The following is a 24,530-nucleotide window of genomic DNA, read 5'->3' as shown; positions in this document are numbered from 1 at the left end:
AAGTTAACAAAGACCGCCATCCATGCTATAATTGCAAGGTAGTCCAACCCAGATGTAATTGAGGGATTTCATGAAGTTAACAAAAGCCCGGATCGCAGGCGCCGTTATCGGCATTCTGCTTATCCTCGCAGCGTGGTTGGCCGTCTCCGACAAGGAGCTATCTGTTCGTATGCTCTATGTTTCGAACGGCGACAGCTTCGACTCGGCAGCCTACGGTCAGTTTAAACAATCATTAATCGCTAATTTGCAATTAGAACGGCGCAGTTTGGATAAGCTTTCTCTTAAGCAATTGAAAAGCTATGAAGCCGTCTATTTGGATCCTTCCCTTCATGAAGCGATCACAGACAAGCAGCGCGAGCTGCTTCAAAGCTATGTATCGCAGGGAGGGCATCTGTTCCTTGAAAATGGATTGGCCGCGGATTTTCCGTTGGCCTTTATCGGCGCGAAGGAGCTCGTAGAGCTTTCGCCGCCCAAAGCCCTTGCCGTCAGTACGGCAAAAACGGCATCGCCTGCTACAGAGACATTCACTTATCCTGATGTCGAGCTGAATTTGCAGTCGTTGCAGCAGTTGTTCAGGCAGTTCATGGACAACTATATCAATCATGACGGATTATCCGACCTGCAAAAGTTCTCATGGGGGAAGGGAATGATCCCTTCGACCGCAGAACCGATGGTATCGTTGAACGATAAGGCGCTGTACGCCTTGAATCGATATGGCAAAGGAACTGTGTTTTTCAGTAGTGCTCTTCTGCCGAATCGCTTCTACATTACAGGCTATGACATGAGCAGCGGCATGGACCCGAGCCTTGGCTTCACCAAGCTGGCTGAAGAAACGAATCAAGCCAAGAAGCCGACCGCGGGCGCGCTATATTACGATCGCGGACAGCTGCCGCTCGAGCCTTACTTTCATTTCACCTTCAGTGCAGGGAGCGCGCTGTTCCGGAGCGAATACGTAGCCTTCGTTTCCAAAGAAACGCTTGGTTACAGCATCAAAAAAGTGCTCGGACCTTACGGTCGGCCAGCCATGTCGCATCAAAATCATTTCGAGGCTATCGAAGCGATTCGCGACGGCGAAGGCATTCAATGGGCTGAGCTGCTGAAAAAGTACAATCAGGTACCTTCCTTTACGCTCGTACGTTCGTCGTTTCATTGGGGACGTTGGCAGGAATCGCTTGCCGTCCATTTGAATACAGGAACGAATGACAAGCCTTCCTTCGTAGGGGAAACGCCGAACTCGTTTTATTCGAGCGGCACCCGAGTTATAAGCGAGGGGATGCCGATTCAGCTCGCGCTGTACCCGGATTATCGCTCGCTTGGTGATCCTATTGATAAAGCTTTTAGGGCTTATCCTGCCCTAGCGGACTTGAACGGCGACGGCAAGCTGGACCTGATCGTTGGCTCAGCCGACGGCACCATCTCAGCTTACCTGAGCAACGGGCTGAAGCCTGATGCCTACGCCGGGCAAATGCTGCCCGACGGCATGACCGCGCCCGATGCCTTCGGCAAGCGCGAGCCGCTGCGGCTGAAGAATGGTCAGCCGCTCAAGACCGATGCGTACGCCAGCGTCGCGGCGTACGATATCAACGGCGACGGCCGGCCCGACCTGATTATCGGGCTGGCCGACGGCACGCTTGCTGCCGCCTATGGCGAAGCCGGCGGCACGTTCACAGAGCCCGCCCCGCTATTGGCGGGCGGCAAGCCCATCCGAGCCGCGGCGCCGGTGGCTCCGGCTCTGGGCGACATCACCGCCGACGGCGTACCCGACCTGGTGGTCGGGGATGCGGATGGCGGTGTGACGCTCTATCGCGGCCACCGCACAGCGGGCCGCGGCGGCGCCGCAGGCGCTGGCTCGGGCTCCGGCATAGCCGGGGAGCCCATCGTCTTTGACACCGGCAGCTTGCTGTTCAAGCTGCCCGCTCGATTCGCCGCGCCGTCGATCCGTGACATGAACGGCGATGGTCGGGCCGACCTCGTGGTCGGCAATATCGAAGGCGACCTGCGTATCTATTTACAGCAGGCAGACGGCACCTGGAAGCCTTCCGGCATTGTGGAAGGCGCGACCGTGAATCAGCTCGGCAATCATGCTCTCGTTGGCGGACACAACTCTGTGCCGCTCTGGTATGACTTGAATCATGACGGCAAAGATGACCTGATCGTCGGTCAATTGGAATTCGGTATGCCGATTACCGTCGACGATCCTAAGTTTCCTTATGCGGAGCAGCTGAAAGCCTTTATACAATACAACAAAGATCATTACCTGGACTTGTACCCGCATACGTTTGTCCATAATTATACGAGCGACGAGCAAGAGAAGGAAGAAATCGCTCTGCAGCAAAAATCGTTCAAAACCTTGGACATCCCGTGGAACATGCCGGGAACAAACCAGCATACATGGCGGATCAATAACCCCGACCGTACGCAAACGTTGAACAACGAGCGCGGCGCCGGGATTTGGTACAATTTCGGTTTCCGTCCATCTAATATACCGAACGAACCCCGGCTTGGCGTGCAGTACAACTGGGGCTTCCCGTTCCTGATGACGGATCAAGGCTCGTCCGAGCCGTCGAATCCGCCAATGCTTCTTAGCACACCGGCACCTGTGCTTCGGCTCGGACAGTATTCAACGGAAGATCTGTTCCAATCGTATATTAATATGGACCTGCCTATCGATTATTTCGAGCATATCGAATACAAGATGCCTAATGGTGTAGCCGGCCCAGGCGGACTGCTGGAATTCGTTAAATATTTGGACCAGATCCGCAATCAATACAGCTACAACTTTATGAAGGAACCGCAAATGGCACGTACCGTCCTTAACACATTAACGACCCAAACGACAGTATACCGTCCATGGATCGAGGTGGTACTGGATCATTTGAAACGAATGGTCGGCGTACACACAGAGCCATCCATTCGCATCAAGCCTTCAACCGATAACGTGCCTGCTCAAGCTGCCGAATACAAAGGTACTCTCGGCGTCGTTATCGAACGCGGCCTGGCTTATGAAGACCGTCCGGTGTCTACCGATGCCGACGTGTTTAACTCGCTCAACAATAAGCTATACCTGGGCGTGCCGCAGGCGACCAAAATATGGTTCGGCGGCAGTGAAGATAACCGACTGCATCTGCTCCGTTCCAATGTGCCGTATAAGCTGGATAAGCAGCATGGCCAATGGAAGCTCGAGTGGCTATCGGATGGTATGCAGCAAATTCAGCTGCAAAGCTCCAAGCCGCTCACGATCGAAGGAGATCAGCTCCAAGTCGACCATAAGGAGACCGAAGGCACGTATACGGTGACCCATTTCGGCCCTCCGACAACGATTACCATCCGTTACTAAAAGCATGACCTGCCTTCTTCTTCGTTACCGAAAGATTCCCGCAAAGCTCCGGCTATAGCGGGAATTTCTCGCGTTACGAACCCAAATTAGATGCTCTTACAAAACAAAAATAAGTGAATTCAAAGGGGGATTTTTCATGCAAGATTTGCTCCAACAGCTCGAAGAGCATATCCGCAACCGCTACGAAATTGAAGCGGATGATGATGATTTTACCGTTGACGTACATTTGTTCGATTACGGCTATATCGATTCCATCGGAGCTACGGCCCTGATAGCTCATATCGAGAAAACGTACTCTATCCAGGTGACGAACCAAGACCTTATGCTTTATTCTATGAATACAGTGCGAGAAATCGCCGATTTCATTCAGACCAAGACTGCGAGGTAATAAACTATGGAATGCGTCGTATCCCTAGAGGGATTGGCTTCTAGCCAACACGGACAATTGAAATACGCCGCCGCCTTCATCGACGAGCAAATCCGCGACATTCGGATTGACGATAACAACATCTATATCACCCATGAATCGGAAAAAGGTAACGAAGCGATTGAAGCGCACGTTTGCCGATTGATTACCCGTTTCTCACAAGGCGATTTTGGCTTTAAAGAAAACATTTTATTCGAGCATAAAGTCGATACCCCCTATGAGGGCGACATTATTTCCGAGCTTGTAGACCGTAAAATCATCAAAGTACTGGAGCCGGGCTTGTTCATTTTCCGCGAGCCGTTTTCCAGTCTGATGCGCTTTTTCGACTATTCCTTCGTAACCAAAGTGGCTAATCGGTTTGCTGGAGTGAAGGAAGAATCCTATCCAGCAGTTATTCACGCTGACACTTTGAACAAAACGAACCACTTTACCTCGTTTCCAGAGCATATTCATTTTCTTACGCATCTACGTGAGGACCTCGATATTATCGAGACATTCTCCCAATCGATTCGCGATGCCGGAGGCTGGAAGCAGGACGGTCCTTTGGATCTGAACGCAACCATGCCGAAGCCGAAGTTTACGATGAATCCATCGACATGCTACCACTGCTACGAAGGACTTCAAAACGAAACCTTGGAAGGCGAAGGCGTTATCGTTTCCGCTATCTCCAAATGTCACCGTTTTGAATCACGCAACCATAGTGACTTCGGTCGTTTGCTCGACTTCAGCATGCGCGAAATTATTTTCGTAGGTAAACCGGAGTTTGTTAAAGAAAACCGTCTTCGTTCTATCGAGTACATCAAAGAGCTTGCTGTTGAATGGAATGTAGATAGCATGATGGAAATCGCTAATGATCCGTTCTTCACCAATGATTTTCAAACTAAAGCTTCCTTCCAGCGGAATCAGGAAATGAAATATGAGCTGCGTTTGACGGTCCCTTACGTGAACAAGTCGATCGCATGCAGCTCCATAAACTTCCATAGTAATACGTTCGGTACAGCTTTTAATATTAAAATGGGCAAACGCAATGCCGTTACCGGTTGTGTCGGCTTTGGAATCGAACGCTGGGCATTTGCATTTTTGGCCCAATATGGATTAGAAGAATCGAACTGGCCTGCCACTTTCCGTGAGCAGTACCATGCTTGGCAGCAAAAATCGTTGTAAAGATGTAGGTTCCTTATGAAACTGAGCGCTTTTTTTCGCAAAAACAGCTTTGTGCTGCTGCTGATCGTCATTTTCGTCCTATCGGATATTTTCATAAGCATGTGGGATCCGATGGCGACTTCACGGCGATTTTATAAAAACGACTTTACCAAAACGTTATATCACCATCAGTGGCTGGATCATGGTCCCACGTTCTTTGGCAACTCGGCGGTTACCGGTGCTTATATCGAGGAAAAGTCGAATGCCAAACTAATAGAAATGGGACTCTCCTATGGTAAGCTGACCGATCTGAAAGCAATTTTGGAGCGGCAGCTTTTCCATGTGGATGACGAGCTAGTGATCGGTATCGACGTCCATACGATGATTGATAGCTTGGACACCGACCCTACCTACCAATGGTTTAAGCCGTGGTACCAGCCCTATGTGTATGCCTACCGGGATTATTTCCGCGATACAGGGACCGAATTCGCCTGCGCGATGTATCAAGGCCTTCTAAGACAAGATGCTGCAAGTCTTAAAGGCTGTGCAGCCTTTCCAGAAACGCTGAAGCTGAGTCAGGATCATCCGTTGGCTTACCAGCCTCGGTGGATTGATAAAGAGCTTTATTTCGGACAAAAAACCGATGAAGAGCTGAAAAAGAAATGGGCCGAATACGACCAGCGCTTTGGTTGGATGTCCCGGAACGATTATAAAGACAACCTGCAGGCACTGGATTGGATTTTGGCTTATGCCAAGGAGCATAATCTCAAGCTTCGTGTGATCTGGATGCCATGGAACAAGGCTTACGAGCTGCCAAGGTATATGCCTGGATTGCAGGAGGAAGTCAATCAACGACTAGCTTCTTATAATGTCCCAGTATTGAACCTGCTGCAAAAATACGACAAATCGCTCTTTCACGATCTCGTCCACTTAAGCCGCCAAGAAGGCGCGCCGGTATTTACGAAGGAGGTTGACGCATGGCTCCTTTCGCTCGTAAAATCATCGAAGTGATCGTTTATACGGCGATGCTGATCATGGTTCTGATTTATTTTACCGGAAAAGGTTTGTTTATTTACGAGGGATTTTAAACGGAGTGCTTATGAAGTTAGCTTTCCTGAGAGGAAAGCTCAGCCATTGCTTACGAAGTTAGCTTTCCTGAGAGGAAAGCTCTAAGGAGTAAACCTATGTTTTTTATGAACATGAACGCGGTCATGGCGCTCATCGGAATGATCATCGTCCTGGCCCTCACCCGTTGGTGGCCACACAACAAGCGAATCTTGCTGCTGGCGTTCAACCTATGTTTCTTGCTGCTGTTTAGCAAGAAGCTTTTTCTCTTTTATATCATCTATACATTGTTGAACTATATGAGCTTCTTATGGCTATGCCATGTGAAAAAGTGGCGTTTATTCTGGTTCATTCTGCTTATTGTTCTGAATGTGTTTGCTGTTTCGGGGATAAGGCTTCTCGGCATGCAGCCGACCGAAAATCCGCTATTTGATGCCGTTATCGCTCTAACCTTGATCTACAATGTGCTTAAGGTCATCGACGCTCATTATTTCGCTTACTTTTTCGGTAAGGATGCCCGTGCATCCGTCATCGATTATGTGAACTATATTTTGTTCGTCCCTACCTTTACATCAGGGCCGATTCTAAAATTCCGCGACTTTATGGCCGATGCCAAAAAGCCTTATCAGGTCAACTCTACCCAAGTTGAGGAAGGGATTAAGCGTATTATTCTCGGCTTGTTCAAAAAGCTCGTTGTCGTCACTTGGATGACGGATGTGTTCCATCATGTGCAAGGACAGGAGCTTTATACGCATCAATCCGTTTTTCTGATGATTTGGTTCTATATTATGCTATTTTTCGACTTTTCAGGTTATTCCGACATTGCTATCGGTTTTGGCCGCCTTATGGGCTATACGATACCAGAAAACTTCAAGAAACCGTTTCAATCACCTACACTCACGCAGTTTTGGCGCAACTGGCATGCAACCCTCGGCGATTGGTTCCGTGACCATATCTTTATGTTCTTTACGAGAAAAGCTCCAACCAAGTGGATGGGTGCCGCCTTATCGATTCTCATCATGGTGCTTATCGGGCTATGGCATGGCTTCGGCTGGATCTACTTTTTCTATGGGCTTTACCATGGCATCGTCATTGCGATAGAGACCCTGCTGGGCAAATCGACCGTAAACAAGAAGAAGGTATCCCGAGCATACTTCCTGTACCGTTGTGCCCTTACTCAAGCTATTGTGACACTTTCCGTTATCGTATACAGCGGCAACGTCGAAACGGTTATGAAAATCTACCGCGGGTTGTTCCACTGGCCTTTTTAAATGAAGGCTGCAGTTCGCCCCGAACTTAAAAAGAGTCTTTCGTTCACTCACAGGAACGTCAGACTCTTTTGTTTTACTCTAGTACAGGGCCAAGTAACGTTTGCCCGGATTCGCTTTGGAATATAAGTACGCTTCCGTTCCGACGACCTCAATCCGTTCCAAAGAATCTACATCCAAGGAACCGCCCTGCTTCTCATCCCCTTTTGCTTTCAATGCATAAATTAACTGCGGAATCATTTTGTGGTCGCTTGAGACGAAAGTAACCGGAATGTCCTTATCTTGCAGCCGGATTCTCAAGCTGATTCCTCCTTTTCTAACGTTTCAGCATTTTGAGCATTTCCCGTCTGCAGCAGACCGGAGAATACAGTTTCCATTTTCTCACTGCTTGGTGTTTGCGAAACATGACAATGAATTTGATTATTGCTTGACGCCGAAATAAATACATCGCCGATATGCTGGTACACTTGGTTATGGTCCTTCTTATGAATGTGTACATTGCCCGACTTGATATCGATATTAAGCGAAATTTGATTGGACAATTCGACCAAGCATGTGGACTTTTTAAAGTGATTAGGGAAACGAAGCCATTGGCCAGAAACCGTTTCAACGATTTGGGTATCTTTGCTATACATATTTGATCCGCCCTCTCTTCAAAAAGTTTTGACATCCCGCGATCGACCGACACCGCCGCTGCCTCGGCTACTCTATGCACCTCTTTTCCTCCGGATTTTGGCGCCTTCATTATTGTACTGGATATGCCATGCAAAGAAATGGGAACGCTGTCGAGACAAACTGTCGAAGTTTATTTTTTTACTGTGATTTCCACGTATCTTGGCTTGTCCTTAACTTGCACTAGGAGCGGAGGCTAAACAATGCTATAATCAAAATTAATCGCGTACACGCGTACATTTTCTATTTTTTCGGAGGTGTCAAATGAAATTAGGCGTTTTTACGGTACTTTTTGGCCAAAAGCCTTTCGAAGAAGCACTCGACTTTATTGCATCTAAAGGACTGGACGCGGTTGAATTAGGGACTGGGGGATATCCTGGCAATGCTCATTGTGATCCGGATGTGCTCCTTGCTGATGATAGCAAATTGAAAGCGTTCAAAAAAGCGATTGAATCCCGCGGCTTGTTTATCAGCGCTCTGAGCTGTCATGCGAATCCGCTTCATCCCCAGAAAGCCATTTCTGAAGAACATCAGCAATTGATACTAAAAACCGTTGAGTTGGCCGAGAAGCTGGAAGTACCAGTCGTCAATACTTTCTCCGGCTGCCCTGGCGATCATGAGAATGCTAAATATCCTAACTGGCCGGTAGCTCCTTGGCCGCCTGATTATCAAGAAATTTTGGATTGGCAGTGGACTAATAAAGTCATTCCTTATTGGACCGAGACCGGTAAATTCGCTTCGGACCGCAATGTGAAATTCGGATTGGAATTGCACGGTGGTTTCTCCGTTCATACGCCAGCAACTCTACTGCGTCTTCGTGAAGCGGCAGGAGACGTTATCGGCGCGAATCTGGACCCGAGTCATATGTGGTGGCAAGGGATCGATCCGGTTCAAGCCATTCAAATCCTTGGCCGTGCAGGCGCCATCCATCACTTCCATGCCAAAGATACGACCATTGATCCAATCAACGTCAATAAGCACGGTGTGACCGATATGCAGCCTTATACGGCGATGCTGGATCGCGCTTGGCAGTTCCGTAGTGTTGGCTTTGGACATGATCTTAAAACGTGGGCGGATATCATTAGTACTCTTCGCTTGGTTGGCTACGATTACGTTGTCAGCATTGAGCATGAGGATGGTTTAATGTCCGTGGAAGAAGGATTCACCAAAGCGGTACAAAACCTGCAGCAAGTCCTCATCAAAGAACCGCTTGGTGAAATGTGGTGGGTATAACCCGTCTGCGCTGTCATCTTAAACGAAAAGCCCTGGTCTCCATGAGATCCAGGGCTTCTTACCTTATAGAGCGTTCCTATAGGCTTGTGATAAAACTACACATGCATTACAGCCGCCGCTTAATTAGCCGCAGCAGTTAAAGTTATTGCTCAATTCCGTTCGATGATTACAATTTGTCCATCCAGTTCATGACCATAACGACGTCCATTATCAAAAACACGATCAAGCTGATCGAGCCGAAGCCGATGGCAAAAGGATTTTTCTTAACAGCACCCAATAAACGTACTACGCCGATAGCAATAACAATCGTAAACAAAATTACGAATATGTCAAAACTGTCAAATTTACTCGCTGCTTGCGCTGCCTCTTCAGCCAAAAACATCGAGAGACCTCCTTCAATGTACAAAAATGCTTATTTTCTATCTTATCTTGAGTCGTCATGAAGTGCAAGCCATAAATAGGAAGTGTAACAAGTTTGTCAACATTTCCTCATTTTACAGCTCTTTGACTTACCCGTAGTCAGATAAAACATCATTGAGTTAACTTAGACACGGCTACATATAGCAAAGCCTGCACCGTCAATCCATTGTCGATTTACGTATCTTCGTAAAAATGTTACTATTATGGTATTCTTTTTCATACTAATTTAATCGGATTTACGCTTTAAAGGAGGAGCAATTACAACATGGCTTATGAAGCAATCTGGGTGGCAGACCCATCCAAGCTTAGCAAGGTTGAACTGCAAAAGCTTGAAAAAGACGGCCTCGACGTTATTCGTACCATTATTGAAAAATACGCTCACGAAGGCTACAATGCCATCACCGAAGACGATATGAATCGCTTCAAATGGGCGGGTGTTTATGAGCAAAAACCGAAAGACGGTTATTTCATGATGCGTGTCCGTATTAATACCGGCATCATGACTTCCGATCAAGCCCGTGCAATGGCATCCATCGCCAAAGATTACGGACGAGGCCTTGTAGACGTTACGACTAGACAAGCCATCCAATTCCACTGGCTTCGTGTCGAAAACTTGCCCGATATCTTCAAACGTCTGGAATCGGTAGGCCTGTATTCTTTCGAGGCTTGCGGGGATTGCCCGCGTACCGTTGTAGGAAACCCTTTGGCTGGAATCGACAAAGACGAGCTTATGGATACAACGCAGTTGGTTAATGAAGTCAACGACTTTTTCTTAATGAATCGCGATTTCTCTAACTTACCGCGTAAATATAAAATGTCCATTTCTTCTAATATTTATAACTCTGGTCACGCAGAAATTCAATGCCTGGCGTTTACTCCTGCTACCAAGGTTATCGACGGTCAAGAAGTAGTCGGATTCCATGCATGGGTTGGCGGTGGTTTATCAGCCAAACCTCATTTGGCAAAAAGACTGGATCTTTTTGTAAAACCCGAAGACGTTTTAAAAGTTGCTACTGGAGTAACCACCATATATCGTGATCACGGTTACCGCGAAAAGCGTCATCATGCCCGTCTGAAATTCCTCGTGGCTGACTGGGGTCCGGAGAAGTTCAAAGAAGAGCTAATTAAACTTATCGGCGATATGCCTTCTCTTGGTGAAGATAAGGTTGTAGGCTGGAAAGCTGCTTATTTCGATGGCGTTCATCCACAAAAGCAAGAAGGCTTGAACTATATCGGACTGAGCGTGCCGGTAGGTCGTCTGGATGATGTGGAGCTTACGGAACTGGCTCGTATTGCCGATGAATACGGCGACAAAACAATCCGTACTACCGTATCCCAAAATATCATTCTCTCCGGTGTCCCGACAGAGAAAGTCGAGGCTGCATTATCGGAGAAAATCTTCGAGCGCTTAACACCGAATCCAAAGCATTTCTTGAGCCGTACGGTATCCTGTACCGGCAACGAGTTCTGCAACCTGGCCGTTGTAGAGACTAAAAAAAGAGCAGTTCTCGTTGCTGAATATTTGGATGCCCACGTTGAGTTGGACGAAGAAGTTCGGATTCATTTTATCGGCTGTCCGAACGCATGTGGTCAAAAGCATATCGCTGACATCGGTCTTCAAGGTGCGCTCGTTAAGACACCTGAAGGTATGGTAGACGCATTTGATATCGCTGTAGGCGGTATTCTTGGTCCAGGCGCACAATTCAACCAAGTGTTGAAGGGTCGCGTCAAAGGCGACAATGTAGGACCCGTCCTGGCTCAATTGATATTGTATTACAAAGAAAATCGCAGTGATGGTGAAACCTTCCATCAATTTGTTACCCGTGTAGGCATTCCAGCCTTCCAGGACAAACTGACTTCGATTCTTGCTTCCTAATTGTTATACGATAAAAGCTTGGTTCTCCTCTTTGGGGGACCAAGCTTTTTATATTGAAAAAAATCGCCCAAACCTATTAAGTCTGAGCGATCTGCTACTTATACCACTGCGTCTTCTATCTGCTTCGCCCGCTGCGCGTAATCCTCCGACCTTGCCTTATCTCTCTCGAGGATGGGCTTCAAATAACGTCCGGTGTAAGAGCCATCCACCTTTACGACATCCTCAGGTGTGCCTGTCGCAACGATTGTACCGCCTTTGCTTCCACCCTCAGGACCTAGATCAATCATGTAGTCAGCGGTTTTAATGACGTCCAGGTTATGCTCAATGACAAGAACAGTTTCACCGCTCTCTACCAAGCGATGCAGCACCTTCAACAGCCGGTCGATATCGTGGATATGAAGCCCCGTCGTCGGTTCATCCAATATATAAATCGTCTTACCCGTGCTTCTACGATACAGCTCGGCTGCCAGCTTCACACGCTGCGCCTCGCCTCCGGATAGTGTAGTCGCCGGTTGGCCCAAATTCATATAGCCTAAGCCGACATCCAACAACGTTTGCAGCTTACGATGAATACGAGGAATGTTTTTAAAAAATTCGCACGCATCCTCTAAGGTCATATCCAGCACTTCCGAAATGTTCTTCCCTTTGTACTGGACCTCAAGCGTCTCCCGGTTATATCGTTTTCCCTTACATACTTCACAAGGCACATACACATCAGGCAAGAAATGCATCTCAATCTTGATAATGCCGTCACCGCGACAAGCCTCACAGCGGCCGCCCTTGACGTTAAAGCTAAACCGGCCTTTCTTATAGCCGCGCACCTTTGCTTCATTCGTCGCCGAATACACATCACGGATATCATCAAAAACACCCGTGTATGTGGCTGGATTGGAGCGCGGGGTACGACCGATTGGAGACTGGTCAATGTCGATCACTTTATCGATATGTTCTAACCCAACGAACTCGCGATACTCACCAGGGCGTACCTTAGCCCCGTTCAATTCCTTAGCTAATGTTTTATACAGCAGCTCATTAATGAGCGTGCTCTTGCCAGAACCGGATACGCCAGTGACGCATGTAAATACACCCAAAGGGATCTTTACGCTGACATTGCGCAAGTTATTTTCCTTAGCTCCCTTGATTTCGAGCCATTTGCCATTAGGTTTACGCCGCTCTGCCCCGACAGGAATAAATTTCTTTCCGCTTAAGTACTGGCCTGTTAACGATTCCGGATCGGCCATAATCTCCTTAGGCGTTCCCTGGGACACTACATTGCCTCCGTGAATGCCCGCACCCGGTCCAATATCAATAATATAATCGGCGGCCATCATCGTATCTTCGTCATGCTCAACGACGATCAATGTATTGCCCAGATCACGCATATGCTCGAGCGTCTTGATTAACCGATCGTTATCCCGCTGATGAAGGCCAATACTAGGCTCGTCAAGAATGTATAGTACACCCATCAAGCTAGAGCCAATTTGTGTAGCTAGCCGAATCCGCTGCGCTTCCCCGCCTGAAAGTGTTCCTGCCGCACGGTGCATGGTCAAATAGTCCAGCCCTACATTGACTAGGAAGCCCAGCCGCGCATTAATTTCTTTTAATATTAGATGAGCGATCTGAAGCTCTCTATCATTTAAGTTCAAAGATTCGAACCACTCTTGCGAGTCTCCTATGGATAAGGAAGTAACGTGAGCAATATTTTTACCGTTAATCGTAACGGCCAATGTCTCTGGTTTTAATCTCTGACCTTTACATTTACCGCATGGCTTGGAGCTCATATAAGTCTCAATATGCTCCCGTATTCCTTCCGAGAACGTATCACGATAGCGGCGCTCCAGGTTTGGAATAATCCCCTCAAAAGCGACCATAGCCTCTTTCTTATGGCCCATATCGTTTTCAAAGCGGAAGCGAACCTTCTCTCCGCCTGTACCATGGAGCAGTTTCTTCATTTGCTCCGCCGTAAGATCACCTACAGGCACATTCCTAGGAATGTTGTAATGATCGCAAACTGCTGCTAGAAATTGAGGGTAATAGTTCGAGGTGCTCCCCGCCCAAGCTTCGAAGGCGCCTTCCTCGATCGTCAATTTAGGATTAGGTACTAATAGGTCAGGGTCTACAATCATTTTACTGCCTAAACCGTCACAATCAGGGCATGCGCCGAACGGACTGTTGAAGGAGAACATCCTTGGAGCCAGCTCTTCCATACTGAAGCCGCATTCGGGACAAGCCAGATTTTGGCTGAACAGGAGCTCTTCTTGCTCCAATACATCTACGATAACCCGACCGTTAGCTAGCTTCAGCGCAGTCTCCAATGAGTCTGCCAAACGGGCCTGAACGTCGGCTTTTACAACGATACGGTCCACAACGACTTCAATGCTGGACTTTTTGTTTTTATCCAGCTCGATTTTATCCGATATGTCCATGACTTCTCCGTTAACACGGACGCGCACAAAGCCCTGCTTCTGGATATCCGCCAGCAGCTTGGTATGCTCTCCTTTACGTCCGGAAATAATCGGAGCCAGAATTTGCAGACGGGTTCTCTCCGGGTATTCCATAATCCGGTCTACCATTTGTTCTACGGTTTGCGATGTAATCTCGATTTTATGATCCGGGCAATGGGGACGACCGATCCGTGCGAATAACAATCGCAGATAATCGTATATTTCCGTCACCGTCCCTACGGTTGAACGAGGGTTACGGCTGGTCGTTTTTTGATCGATAGATATGGCCGGAGATAATCCTTCAATAGAATCAACGTCAGGCTTATCCATTTGTCCGAGGAACTGCCGCGCGTATGCAGATAAGGACTCTACATATCTGCGCTGGCCCTCCGCATAAATCGTATCGAACGCCAATGACGACTTACCGGAGCCGCTAAGCCCGGTCAATACGACAAACTGGTCGCGTGGAATCGTTACATCAATATTTTTCAAATTGTGGGCTCTTGCACCCTTGATTACTATATTGTCTCTGGCCACTTACGTTCCACCATCCTTCATATTTCAACGGAGCTGACAGCAAATGTAATTTCCGTACTCACTTGATGGAGATCCCGCCATATCCGAATTGCTGGTATATATTTGCTTTATATTCAAGTATTTGTAGCAAAATATAGCTATCTATTTCAACATTATACCCATTAAAGCTCCGCCTTTAACTCCATGACGGCATCACGAAGCTCAGCGGCACGTTCAAATTGCAAGTTTTTGGCCGCTTCCTTCATTTCCTGCTCCAGACGATCGATTAGCGACATCCGATCTTTCTTCGACATTTTCGCCTGCTTCACGTCGGTTAAATAATCCGCCTTCGTTTCCGCAACCTTAACTGCCTCAATAACGTCGCGTATTTTCTTCTGTATCGTCTGTGGGGTAATCCCATGCTTTTCATTATATGCCATTTGGATTTCACGCCGGCGACCCGTCTCGCGTATCGCTTTGTCCATAGAGTCCGTGATCTTATCGCCATACATAATAACTCGGCCGTTGGAATTCCTTGCCGCCCGTCCGATAGTCTGAATCAAAGAACGCTCCGCACGGAGGAAGCCTTCCTTATCTGCATCAAGAATCGCTACCAGCGATACTTCGGGAAGGTCAAGGCCTTCTCTCAGCAGGTTGATGCCTACGAGCACATGGAATACGCCGAGTCGCAGCTCACGCAGTATTTGCATCCGCTCTAACGTCTTAATATCGGAGTGCAAATAACGCACCTTGATGCCGATTTCCTTAAAGTAATCCGTTAAATCCTCGGCCATCTTCTTGGTTAGTGTGGTAACGAGCACCCTTTCATCCTTACGAATCCGGTCCTGTATCTCTCCGAGTAGGTCGTCGATTTGCCCTTTGGTAGGACGAACCTCGATCTCAGGATCTATCAAGCCAGTCGGACGAATGATTTGTTCCACCATGTCCGGGCAGTGCTCCAATTCATACGGTCCTGGAGTTGCTGAAATATACAGTGCCTGTGTCACCTTCTTCTCAAACTCCTCAAATCGTAGCGGCCGGTTATCCATCGCAGAAGGAAGACGGAACCCATGATCTACAAGGACTTCCTTACGCGCTCTATCCCCGTTATACATTCCTCGGATTTGCGGAAGAGATACATGCGACTCATCCACAACAATCAGCATATCGTCCGGGAAATAGTCAAACAAAGTGTAAGGTGTTGCCCCGCGCTCACGGAATGTCAACGGCCCTGAGTAGTTCTCGATACCGGAGCAGAAACCCATCTCCTGCATCATTTCGATATCGTAGCGAGTCCGCTGCTCCAGACGTTGCGCCTCCAGAAGCTTGCCCTTTCCGCGAAGCTCCTCCAGCCGTTCCTCAAGCTCACGCTCAATGTCCACCAGAGCTCTTTTCATCGTATCCTCATGGGTTACGAAGTGAGACGCTGGGAATATGGCTATATGATCCCTTTCGCCCAGAATTTCACCCGTTAAGACATCAATCTCGGTAATCCGTTCGATTTCATCACCGAAGAGCTCCACACGAACTGCATGTTCGCTATGTGAAGCCGGGAATATTTCAACGACATCTCCCCGCACGCGGAATGTTCCCCGTACAAAGTTCATATCGTTGCGCTGGTATTGGATATCAATCAGCCGATGTAATATTTCATTGCGAGAGCGCTCCATTCCAACTCTCAACGACATCACCAGATTGCGGTACTCCATCGGAGAACCCAAACCATAAATACAAGACACACTCGCTACGATAATGACGTCTCGACGCTCAAACAACGAGCTGGTAGCGGAGTGACGAAGCTTATCAATCTCATCATTTATGCTCGAATCTTTTTCAATAAACGTATCGGACGAAGGAATGTAGGCCTCTGGCTGATAATAGTCGTAATAACTGACGAAATATTCCACCGCGTTGTTTGGAAAAAACTCCTTCAACTCACTGCAAAGCTGCGCAGCCAAGGTCTTATTATGAGCTATCAAAAGTGTAGGGCGATTCAACTGTGCGATCACTTGAGCTGCGGTAAATGTCTTCCCTGTACCCGTCGCACCAAGCAGCGTCTGATGCTTATTCCCTGCACGGATGCTCTCTAAAAGCTTCTCTATAGCCTTCGGCTGATCCCCTTGGGGAGAAAATTCGGACACCAGCTCAAAACGCTTATCACTCATCATTACTTCGTTCATTTCGTCACCGCCCATTGAAAAAGATCATTTTCTATAAACTTTTGCTCGGATGTTTCCGATAAATACTATGCGCCTCATCGACGCAGGTTGACTCCGTTCGACTTTTTCCTCTATAGGAATATTTGTTCCCATATATTATACCTTTTTTCAGCTTATGTTGCAAACGCATAAGTCTTCCACTTATACGTTGCGGCCTCAGCCAGAGGAACGGATTTTAAAAACAAAAAGTATTCTCATTTACTCGAACTAGGGGTGGTACGAAAATGGATTTGACAACAATTATAGGTATTGTATTCGGCGTGGGTGCCCTAATCGGCGGATATATGTGGGATGGCGGACACATTTCCGCTTTGATAGTCCCCAGTGCCATGCTGATCGTTTTCGGCGGAACCATTGGAGCGGTTGTAGTAAGCTTTCCAATGTCTACGTTAAAGGAAACACCAAAAGCGCTGAAAATGGCTTTTAAAGAAACAAAGCGTGATCCAGGCGCTATTATTGACGAGCTTGTCGATATGGCTACCGTTGCCAGACGAGAAGGCGTGCTCGCTTTAGAGCAACGTGCTCAAGAGCATTCCAACGACTTTTTGCGCGATGGTCTGATGATGGTCGTTGACGGTACCGATCCTGAATTAACGAGACAGATTTTAGAGCTCGAAATGGATGCTTTGGAACATCATCACGAAGGCTGGGCCAAAATTTTTGAATCCGCCGGCGGTTTTGCGCCAACCATGGGGATCATTGGTACGGTAATGGGCCTAATCCACGTATTGGGTAACCTGTCTGAGCCAAGCACGTTAGGACCTGCTATCGCGGTTGCTTTCGCGGCTACCCTGTATGGTGTAGCATCCGCAAACGTTATCTATATGCCGCTGGCCCAAAAAATCAAAGTCCGCAGTAAAGAGCAAATTTCCGAAATGGAACTTATGCTGGAAGGAATTCTGGCGCTGCAAGCCGGTGAAAATCCACAATTGATCAAGAAAAAATTAAAATCGTTCCTACACCAAGAGCAGAAGAAACCGGAAGGCGAAGGTGATACTGGTGGCGAGGAGAAATAAAAAACACGCAGCGCATGAGAATCATGAGCGCTGGCTCATTACTTATTCTGACTTGATCACACTTCTTTTAGTTTTCTTTATCATCATGTATGCCATGAGTAAAATCGACAATGAAAAGTATTCCGTGCTGGCCTCTGCGCTCAGCTTTGAATTCAAAAAGTCCGATACTGTTATGCCGCAAGGCGAAGGTGTTCTTGGCCGCGTAAGTACTGCTAAAGCACAGGAAGGCGAGAAAACCGAGAGTAACGAGAAAGATAAAAAGGAACGCGAAGAAAGAGAAGAGCGCGAAAAACAGTTGGAGAACCTGCTCGAAAAAATACAGCAGTATATTCAACAAAACAACCTGCAAGCCCAGGTCTTTGCTGCCAATACTCCTAGAGGGGTCGCAGTTACTTTGAACGATTTGTTCCTATTTGATCTTGGAAAGGCTGAGCTTAAGAAAGATGCTTATCCAATTCTGAATCAGTTAGCCAGCTTGTTCCCTACTTTACAGGATACAACGATCAGCATTGAGGGGCATACGGACAACCTGCCATTGGCGACCGGTTCGCTGTACAAGGATAACTGGGGACTCTCCAACGAACGTTCCTTATCCGTACTTCGTTATTTTGTATACAACGATGGATTGGATCCTAAAAAATTCATTTCTACCGGATATGCGGACACACGTCCTGTCGCTGAGAACGACACTGTGGAGAATCGCTCCAAAAACCGTCGGGTTGAAATTGTTGTTCTCAGAGAAAAGAACTAATCACACTCTCAAAATTGTTTAAGAAAAAAGCTGTCGGAGATCACTCCGGCAGCTTTTATTTTTTTGATTATTAGCTCTACATTGGTTTAGTACCGGAAGGCTTGCTGAGCAGGCCGACCAGTTTTTTTCGCATATAAGCAAATATATGGGTATGCTTCTCGGTAGCATAATACATTGCATCTTGATCGGGAGCTAACAAAATGCCTAATTGATGATGCTCCCCTGAGAACATAGCCCGCTTCAAGAACTTACTCTCTCCGGCTAAATTCAGCACTTCCAGCTTGCAGAAGGCTGAGTTCATCTGCATCGCTTGATGCAGCTCGCTTTTAGTTCTTATAGCAACTCCATTAACCTTGTGGATGATTTCCCCAGGCACAATGTCTAGCTCAGCCGCAGCACTCCCTGGCAGTACAGCCAGAACCTTCAACCCACGATGATCGTGAACGAAAATTGGACTGCGCCTTGCCTCATCCCATCGACTGTAAAACAGCAAGGCCTCATGCAGCGCAATACAAAGTATGGAGGCTACCAAAGTCATTGCAGGCCATTGATGCGCAGCTATCGCAAACAACAAAACTACACAAGCATATATCGCCAACAACCGTGCACTCATACGAGCCTTCTGTTGAGGAAGTCGGGACATCGTTAGTTCAGCAAAGCCGATCATAACAGGGAAACCAACAATGGTCCATCCGCCGCTCCATAAATCTCCCCCCAGCAGCGGTGTCCAAGGCAGAGGATTCACGTTTCCGCCCTGAAGAGGTACAAGCAAGAACAAGGTGACCGGCCAAAAACCCTGCATATGATATCCACCGACAATTTTGCCGCGTTTGCTTTCGTAGAACATTGGAGTCGCTGTTCTTGCGCCTTGCATTCGGACCAGTAATGCCTCTACCAGATGAAGCACAGCTACAAGCGCAAGCAACGCGGGTAGATTGAGACTCAGTATAGGGTTAAGCAGCCATGCCGGCATCGCGTTCGCCAATGCATCTATTGAAGATATTAGCACCTGCACAAAGCCAATAACACCTACAGCATAAGCCCAGCAAAGAAAGCGTACACGGAATAAGATGAGAAGCAGCGATAGGATCCACAGCAGCACAACCGCCTCTGGCTGAATCGTTGCGCCCACCACAGCCATTAGAACGGATGCTGCCAATCCACCAATCCATCCCCAAAGCATAGTTCGCCAGGTTTCGGATACCAGTGAATGCAGCTTGGTGTGGAACAGCTTGCGTTCAAGCTGAATTTGCCTTCGATATTGAAGAACTATAAATAGAATCCCTACATAATAGAACGGATGCATGAGCAATTGCAGCAGGGCTCGTAGCCCCTGATAAGCTATATCCGCTAATAAGTCCATTAGGCTTCTCCTTCGTAAACAAGGATTTGGCATTACCGCCCAACGTCAGGAGGGCTCGCACATAAAAAAGAAAAGAAAGCTGGACGAATCCAACCTTCTTAACCATTCGACGCTTATATCTGGTTTTCCTTCTATACTCTTTACAACCCAGCCTTATTTAGATATAGCCGATTGAATTTGTTGAACAGCAGCTTTAAGCTGTAGATCGTTTTTCGGGTCTTTGATTTCATTCAGAATAGCTTTCTCCAGCTGATTGGCTGTATCAACGTCCACCTCTCCGGTCACCGGCAGGTTATGAAGACGCTGGAACGCTTTTACGGCTGCAGCCGTTTTTTCGCTGAAATAACCATCTGTGCGATCCGGACTCATTCCTACTCCAGATAACATAACTTGCAGGTTCTTAACGTCCTCACCTGTTGTATCAGGCTTTAAAGTAGCCTTTTTAGTTAAAGGAGCCACTTTAAAGTAGGCTGGTTGTTCCACCGGAATGTCCGGCGTGATTCCTTTTTTATGGATCCACGTACCATTTGGAGTCAACCATTTGTATACGGTCATTTTAATATTACTTCCATCGCCCATTTCCTTCTCAAATGGAACCTGTACTGTGCCTTTACCGAAAGAGGTTTCTCCGACCAGCTTGCTTCCCGCCGAATCGTGAAGAGCGCCTGCCAATATTTCAGAAGCACTTGCACTACCTTTGTTCATAAGAACGGAGACAGGGTAATTCTTGCCGGTTCCTTGAGATGGAGTATCCTCCTGTTTGCCTTTACGATCCTCGATCTTCACGATCGGCTTTCCTTTAGCTACAAAAGGCTCTACAATCTCAACAACAGCCTGCAGCAAGCCGCCTGGATCGTTGCGAACGTCGATAATTAATCCCTTCATCCCTTTGGATTCCAGGTTCTGCAGCTCATCCTTAAAGCGTTTAGCAGTGTTCGTTGAAAATTGACGAATTTCAATCTTCCCGATATTTCCTTGAAGCATCTCGGCATAGACCGTTTCGACGTCAATGTCATCACGTACTACGATCATTTGGATTGGCTCTTGCGTTCCCGGACGCATAATTTCAAGCTTGGCCTGCGTTCCTTTCGGACCGCGGATTTTCATAACAGCCTGATTCAGCGTCAGCCCGTCCAACTTCTCGCCATTCACCGACACAATGACGTCCTTCGCATGCAGTCCCGCTTTCTCCGCAGGAGAGCCCTTGATAGGTGCCACGATGGTCACCTTGCCGTCTTCTGTTGAGACTTCAGCGCCAATGCCTTGAAACGAAGAAGTGATGCTCTCATCAAACTGTTTTGCTTCCTTCTGATCCATATACACGGTAAAAGGATCATCCAATGTGGAAAGCATCCCGTTAATGGCTCCGTTGACGACCTTATCATGATCGACCTCGGATAAAAATTTGTTCTCAATCAATTGATACGTCGTGGATATTTTGTTAATGTCCTTGGATGTCAATCCTGCCTTCGCCGTTCCCGAAGCGCCTCCATCCTTACCGACTGAAGCGAACATAGACGGGTTCACAATCGTAAGCGTCATAATGCTGCTGGCGAACATAGCCAACAAAATAAATGCCAAAACCGTACGTCCCTTAAATGTCATTGCCTTGTATACACCGCCTTTGTTCCTGCCTTGATGAACTCGTCTTTGTATTATATGACAAGCTATTAGAAATTATTAACAGCGGTTTTATTTTAAGTAAGGCTTCGGATCAACCGGATCTTCATTAACACGCACCTCGAAGTGCACGTGATTGCCTGTGGATTCACCCGTGGAGCCGACTTCGGCAATTTTTTGGCCTCGCTTCACTTGGTCGCCTTTCTCTACCACTGTGCCTCCGTTACGAATATGTCCATACAATGTCCAATAACCATTTCCATGATCGATGATAACCGTGTTTCCGTATCCGCTCCACCAAGAAGCAACAATGACTTCCCCATCCCCTGCTGCCAAAATACTGGTGCCATTTGGAGCTGCGAGGTCTATCCCTTTATGCAGTTTCTTGGCACCCGTAAACGGGTCGGAACGATATCCGAAATCCGATGACATCGGTGCGACTTTAGCCAACGGATACCCGAATTTGCCTCCGGAAAAAGCCGTCGCAGGTGCAGACGATGAAGCCGTACTGCCCCCGCTGCTACCGTTCGCTTTGGCCTTTGCAGCGGCCGCGGCTGCTGCTGCTGCTGCCTCTGCTGCCGCAGCTTTACGCTTGTCCGCTGCCAGAGCAGACGATTTTCGGGCATATTGAAGAAGCTGCTGTTCCTGATCCTCGCTGATGTCCTCGAGCTCTTTTTCCTTCTTGGAAAGACTGGCGATCTTGACTTCCTTTTCTTTTTCCTTCGATACAAGACTCGCTTTGATCGTAGCGGATTGGTTATATAGATCACTTACCTGCTTTAACTCTTGCTCAATCTCGTTTTGCTTCGTTTCCTTAGATTGACGGTCCCGTTGGTTCGCCTGCAATATTTCCTTGTCCTGGTTGACAATGGCCTTTAATGCGTTCATACGGTCCAGAAAATCCCCGAAGCTCGTAGAGCTTAACAAAACGTCCGCATAGGAGACTACCCCATTCATATACATAAGACGCAAACGGGATTTCAGCAACACGTCACGAGCCTCTATTTGTGCTTTCAGCTCATCTAACAGCTTGCTGTTTTCTTGCAAATCATCCTTGGTTTCTGCAATCTGGTCATTTAGTTTGTTCAGCTTAAGATTTTCGGTTTCAATCTGCTTGATGATACTCTTAACCTCAGCCTCAACCTGCTGCTTATCCTGCTGAACCTTACCTATTTCATGCTGCGTATCGGCAGCTTTTTGCTGGGTAGCATTTTGTTGCTTTTTCAGTTGATCCAACTGCTGCTGAATCTTTTGTGATTCGGACAAAGCAAAGGATAACTGCGGTACTAGCAGCGTGCTTGCCATCCCTGCGGTAACGACTAGTGACAGAACCGATTTCTTCAACTTTCGTTTCCTCCTCCATCAGACTCATACTCAGCCGGGCACCAGCCCAAGCCCCTCACAATATCGTTACACCCGCAAAAACTTGCGCACCGACAAGGTGCTGCCAAATATACCGATCAACACACCAATTCCAAGCAGCAGACCCGCCATTGTGTAGCATATTTGATTAAAAGGCAGCAGCTTAATCATCAACAAGTTCAAATCAAGCTGTGTTGAAGTCATCAATTCCCAATAACCATAAAGCAATATGGCGGTTGGAATAATCGAGCCTGTAATGCCTAATAGCGCACCCTCGATAAAAAACGGCCAGCGTATAAACGAATTGGTCGCTCCAACGAGCTTCATGATGGCAATCTCACGGCGTCTGGCCACTATCGTCAGCTTAATCGTATTTGCGATGAGGAACATCGCTGTTAGAGCAAGTCCCGCTACCAGAATAAGGCCGATATTTCGTACGATTTGCGTTACCTTAAACATCGTTTCAACGGTTCCCTGTCCATAACTGACACGATAGATCGGCTTCGTAGCTTTTCCGTTGTTCAGATCATTGATTTGCTGGGCTACAATACCTACCTGGCGTGGTTCCACAACTTCTACAGTAAAAGAGTCATTCAATGGGTTGTTGTCACCATCAAAGCCTTCGAGCAGCGACTTGCCGCTGTCGCCAAGCTTGTCACGCAAATAGGTAAGGCCCTCATCCTTCGATATAAAGGTTACCTTGTCTACGTTGGGAATGGCAGCAATCTCAGTTTGCAATGGAGCTGTTTGCTCCTTGGGAATGTTTACATCCAAATACACACGAATTTCTACCTGTTGCTCTATTTGCTGCGCAAGGTAGTTCACATTTAACGTCAATAGTAAAAATACACCAAGTATTAACAATGATATGGCAATCGAGCTTACCGAAGCGAACGTCATCCAGCCATTGCGGATCACATTTTTACCGCCCTCCCGAAAGTGGCGGAAGCCTGTGCTAATCCTCATAGCCGTATTCACCCCTAACTTCATCGCGGACAATTTGTCCTTGCTCAATAGCCAACACGCGTTTACGCATCGTATTTACGATTTCCTTGTTGTGGGTTGCCATAATGATGGTTGTTCCACGGAAATTGATCTCTTCCATAAGCTTCATAATATCCCAAGACGTCTCGGGATCGAGGTTTCCTGTCGGTTCATCCGCTATGATAACCCCTGGGTTGTTAACGATAGCTCTGGCAATCGCTACCCGCTGCTGTTCTCCACCCGATAGTTGCGTCGGCAAAGAACCCGCCTTTTCTTTTAGCCTGACAAGCTCTAAAACCTCTTGCACACGCTTGCGGATTAATTTCTTAGGTGCTTCGATGACTTCCATCGCAAAAGCAATATTCTCATATACGGTCAGCTTAGGCAGCAGCCGGAAGTCTTGAAATATAACGCCGATATTCCGTCGTACATAGGGAATTTTGCGCTGCTTCAACTTCTCCAGATTAAATCCATTTACAAAAATACTTCCCTTAGTCGGTCTCTCTTCTCTATAAATCAGTTTCATAAATGTCGATTTTCCTGCGCCTGACGGACCTACGACATACAAGAATTCATTGCGGTCCACCTTGACATTAATGCTTCGCAAAGCCTGACTTCCATCGGGATACGTCTTCCAAACGTCATGCATCTCAATCACGGTATCACATCCTGAATTTTTCGCTAGCTTATATCCTTTCGACATAAACAGGTAAAATCCTTTACTTGTAAAAGATTTTCAACACTTTTTCACATTTACGCCAGCATTTTTTGTAGAAAACACGAATAACCCCGTAGGCAAATTTCCGAACTATCG

At 47.3% G+C, this 24,530-nt stretch carries 19 protein-coding genes; 9 read left to right on the top strand and 10 right to left on the bottom strand.

Going from position 1 to position 24,530, the window contains the following annotated elements; translation table 11 throughout:
* Nucleotides 1-70: 70 nt before the first annotated feature.
* The 5 genes from BP97_RS0121990 (at nt 71) to BP97_RS0121965 (ending at nt 7,243) form a co-directional block, all read left to right on the top strand.
* Nucleotides 71-3,337, top strand: coding sequence for an FG-GAP repeat domain-containing protein (locus BP97_RS0121990; protein ID WP_028551044.1), 3,267 nt, complete (start codon nt 71-73; stop codon nt 3,335-3,337).
* Between the two features lie 136 nt (nt 3,338-3,473).
* The gene (locus BP97_RS0121985; protein WP_028551043.1) at nt 3,474-3,725 is read left to right on the top strand and encodes an acyl carrier protein; all 252 of its coding nucleotides are present in this window, start codon (nt 3,474-3,476) and stop codon (nt 3,723-3,725) included.
* Nucleotides 3,726-3,731: 6 nt separating this feature from the next.
* A complete protein-coding gene (locus BP97_RS0121980; protein WP_028551042.1) occupies nt 3,732-4,928 on the top strand; it encodes a class-II aminoacyl-tRNA synthetase family protein in 1,197 nt (398 codons plus the stop codon).
* 21 nt (nt 4,929-4,949) lie between these two features.
* Complete coding sequence (locus BP97_RS0121975) at nt 4,950-5,918, top strand: hypothetical protein (protein WP_028551041.1); 969 nt, start codon at nt 4,950-4,952, stop codon at nt 5,916-5,918.
* 173 nt (nt 5,919-6,091) lie between these two features.
* Complete coding sequence (locus BP97_RS0121965; RefSeq protein WP_028551040.1) at nt 6,092-7,243, top strand: MBOAT family O-acyltransferase; 1,152 nt, start codon at nt 6,092-6,094, stop codon at nt 7,241-7,243.
* A gap of 78 nt (nt 7,244-7,321) precedes the next feature.
* Here BP97_RS0121965 and BP97_RS0121960 read toward each other — a convergent pair whose 3' ends face one another.
* Both BP97_RS0121960 and BP97_RS37110 read right to left on the bottom strand, forming a co-directional pair.
* Nucleotides 7,322-7,540 carry a hypothetical protein gene (locus BP97_RS0121960; protein ID WP_028551039.1) on the bottom strand — a complete coding sequence of 73 codons (219 nt, stop codon included), beginning with the start codon at nt 7,538-7,540 and terminating at the stop codon, nt 7,322-7,324.
* A complete protein-coding gene (locus tag BP97_RS37110) occupies nt 7,537-7,875 on the bottom strand; it encodes a hypothetical protein (protein WP_064745728.1) in 339 nt (112 codons plus the stop codon). The genes BP97_RS0121960 and BP97_RS37110 overlap by 4 nt, the downstream gene beginning before the upstream one ends.
* Before the next feature lie 301 nt (nt 7,876-8,176).
* On the opposite strand from BP97_RS37110, the gene BP97_RS0121950 reads away from it, so the two are divergent.
* The gene (locus BP97_RS0121950) at nt 8,177-9,145 is read left to right on the top strand and encodes a sugar phosphate isomerase/epimerase family protein (RefSeq protein WP_028551038.1); all 969 of its coding nucleotides are present in this window, start codon (nt 8,177-8,179) and stop codon (nt 9,143-9,145) included.
* 166 nt (nt 9,146-9,311) lie between these two features.
* Here the strand turns inward: BP97_RS0121950 and BP97_RS0121945 are convergent, their stop codons facing one another.
* On the bottom strand, nt 9,312-9,527 hold the full coding sequence (locus BP97_RS0121945) for a hypothetical protein (protein ID WP_028551037.1): 216 nt from the start codon (nt 9,525-9,527) through the stop codon (nt 9,312-9,314).
* A gap of 303 nt (nt 9,528-9,830) precedes the next feature.
* On the opposite strand from BP97_RS0121945, the gene BP97_RS0121940 reads away from it, so the two are divergent.
* Entirely contained in the window at nt 9,831-11,441 is a 1,611-nt protein-coding gene (locus BP97_RS0121940) for a nitrite/sulfite reductase (RefSeq protein ID WP_028551036.1), read from the top strand.
* Between the two features lie 98 nt (nt 11,442-11,539).
* Here BP97_RS0121940 and uvrA read toward each other — a convergent pair whose 3' ends face one another.
* A complete protein-coding gene (gene uvrA, locus BP97_RS0121935; RefSeq protein WP_028551035.1) occupies nt 11,540-14,422 on the bottom strand; it encodes an excinuclease ABC subunit UvrA in 2,883 nt (960 codons plus the stop codon).
* Between the two features lie 161 nt (nt 14,423-14,583).
* Nucleotides 14,584-16,581, bottom strand: coding sequence for an excinuclease ABC subunit UvrB (gene uvrB / locus BP97_RS0121930; RefSeq protein ID WP_028551034.1), 1,998 nt, complete (start codon nt 16,579-16,581; stop codon nt 14,584-14,586).
* Between the two features lie 263 nt (nt 16,582-16,844).
* Between uvrB and BP97_RS0121925 the strand changes: the two genes are divergently transcribed.
* Together BP97_RS0121925 and BP97_RS0121920 are read left to right on the top strand one after the other, a co-directional pair.
* Complete coding sequence (locus BP97_RS0121925) at nt 16,845-17,636, top strand: flagellar motor protein (RefSeq protein WP_028551033.1); 792 nt, start codon at nt 16,845-16,847, stop codon at nt 17,634-17,636.
* Nucleotides 17,620-18,387 (top strand): flagellar motor protein MotB, encoded by a 768-nt coding sequence (locus tag BP97_RS0121920; RefSeq protein WP_028551032.1) that lies wholly within the window; start codon nt 17,620-17,622, stop codon nt 18,385-18,387. The genes BP97_RS0121925 and BP97_RS0121920 overlap by 17 nt, the downstream gene beginning before the upstream one ends.
* A gap of 76 nt (nt 18,388-18,463) precedes the next feature.
* On the opposite strand, the gene BP97_RS0121915 is transcribed toward BP97_RS0121920, so the two are convergent.
* The 5 genes from BP97_RS0121915 to ftsE form a co-directional block, all read right to left on the bottom strand.
* Nucleotides 18,464-19,750 (bottom strand): PDZ domain-containing protein, encoded by a 1,287-nt coding sequence (locus BP97_RS0121915; RefSeq protein WP_028551031.1) that lies wholly within the window; start codon nt 19,748-19,750, stop codon nt 18,464-18,466.
* Nucleotides 19,751-19,903: 153 nt separating this feature from the next.
* A complete protein-coding gene (locus BP97_RS0121910) occupies nt 19,904-21,355 on the bottom strand; it encodes a S41 family peptidase (RefSeq protein WP_028551030.1) in 1,452 nt (483 codons plus the stop codon).
* An 87-nt stretch (nt 21,356-21,442) separates the two neighbouring features.
* Nucleotides 21,443-22,714, bottom strand: a complete 1,272-nt coding sequence (locus tag BP97_RS0121905) for a murein hydrolase activator EnvC family protein (RefSeq protein WP_028551029.1) — start codon at nt 22,712-22,714, stop codon at nt 21,443-21,445.
* A gap of 66 nt (nt 22,715-22,780) precedes the next feature.
* Nucleotides 22,781-23,698 carry a permease-like cell division protein FtsX gene (gene ftsX / locus BP97_RS0121900; RefSeq protein WP_028551028.1) on the bottom strand — a complete coding sequence of 306 codons (918 nt, stop codon included), beginning with the start codon at nt 23,696-23,698 and terminating at the stop codon, nt 22,781-22,783.
* Nucleotides 23,688-24,374, bottom strand: a complete 687-nt coding sequence (gene ftsE, locus BP97_RS0121895; protein WP_028551027.1) for a cell division ATP-binding protein FtsE — start codon at nt 24,372-24,374, stop codon at nt 23,688-23,690. The genes ftsX and ftsE overlap by 11 nt, the downstream gene beginning before the upstream one ends.
* Nucleotides 24,375-24,530 lie beyond the last annotated feature (156 nt).

It is taken from the genome of Paenibacillus sp. UNC451MF (genome assembly GCF_000686845.1).
Classification (GTDB): Bacteria; Bacillota; Bacilli; order Paenibacillales; family NBRC-103111; genus Paenibacillus_S.
Note: the sequence above shows the minus strand (reverse complement) of the source record. Positions and strands in the feature narration are given on the sequence as shown.

Bases quoted from the DNA above. Each gene is read 5' to 3' on its own strand.
- BP97_RS0121990 (WP_028551044.1), top strand. From the start codon at position 71: ATGAAGTTAACAAAAGCCCGGATCGCAGGCGCCGTTATCGGCATTCTG.
- BP97_RS0121925 (WP_028551033.1), top strand. From the start codon at position 16,845: ATGGATTTGACAACAATTATAGGTATTGTATTCGGCGTGGGTGCCCTA.
- BP97_RS37110 (WP_064745728.1), bottom strand. From the start codon at position 7,875: ATGTATAGCAAAGATACCCAAATCGTTGAAACGGTTTCTGGCCAATGG.
- ftsX (WP_028551028.1), bottom strand. From the start codon at position 23,698: ATGAGGATTAGCACAGGCTTCCGCCACTTTCGGGAGGGCGGTAAAAAT.
- BP97_RS0121945 (WP_028551037.1), bottom strand. From the start codon at position 9,527: ATGTTTTTGGCTGAAGAGGCAGCGCAAGCAGCGAGTAAATTTGACAGT.
- BP97_RS0121915 (WP_028551031.1), bottom strand. From the start codon at position 19,750: ATGGACTTATTAGCGGATATAGCTTATCAGGGGCTACGAGCCCTGCTG.
- BP97_RS0121910 (WP_028551030.1), bottom strand. From the start codon at position 21,355: ATGACATTTAAGGGACGTACGGTTTTGGCATTTATTTTGTTGGCTATG.
- BP97_RS0121940 (WP_028551036.1), top strand. From the start codon at position 9,831: ATGGCTTATGAAGCAATCTGGGTGGCAGACCCATCCAAGCTTAGCAAG.
- BP97_RS0121985 (WP_028551043.1), top strand. From the start codon at position 3,474: ATGCAAGATTTGCTCCAACAGCTCGAAGAGCATATCCGCAACCGCTAC.
- BP97_RS0121980 (WP_028551042.1), top strand. From the start codon at position 3,732: ATGGAATGCGTCGTATCCCTAGAGGGATTGGCTTCTAGCCAACACGGA.
- uvrB (WP_028551034.1), bottom strand. From the start codon at position 16,581: ATGAACGAAGTAATGATGAGTGATAAGCGTTTTGAGCTGGTGTCCGAA.
- BP97_RS0121950 (WP_028551038.1), top strand. From the start codon at position 8,177: ATGAAATTAGGCGTTTTTACGGTACTTTTTGGCCAAAAGCCTTTCGAA.
- BP97_RS0121965 (WP_028551040.1), top strand. From the start codon at position 6,092: ATGTTTTTTATGAACATGAACGCGGTCATGGCGCTCATCGGAATGATC.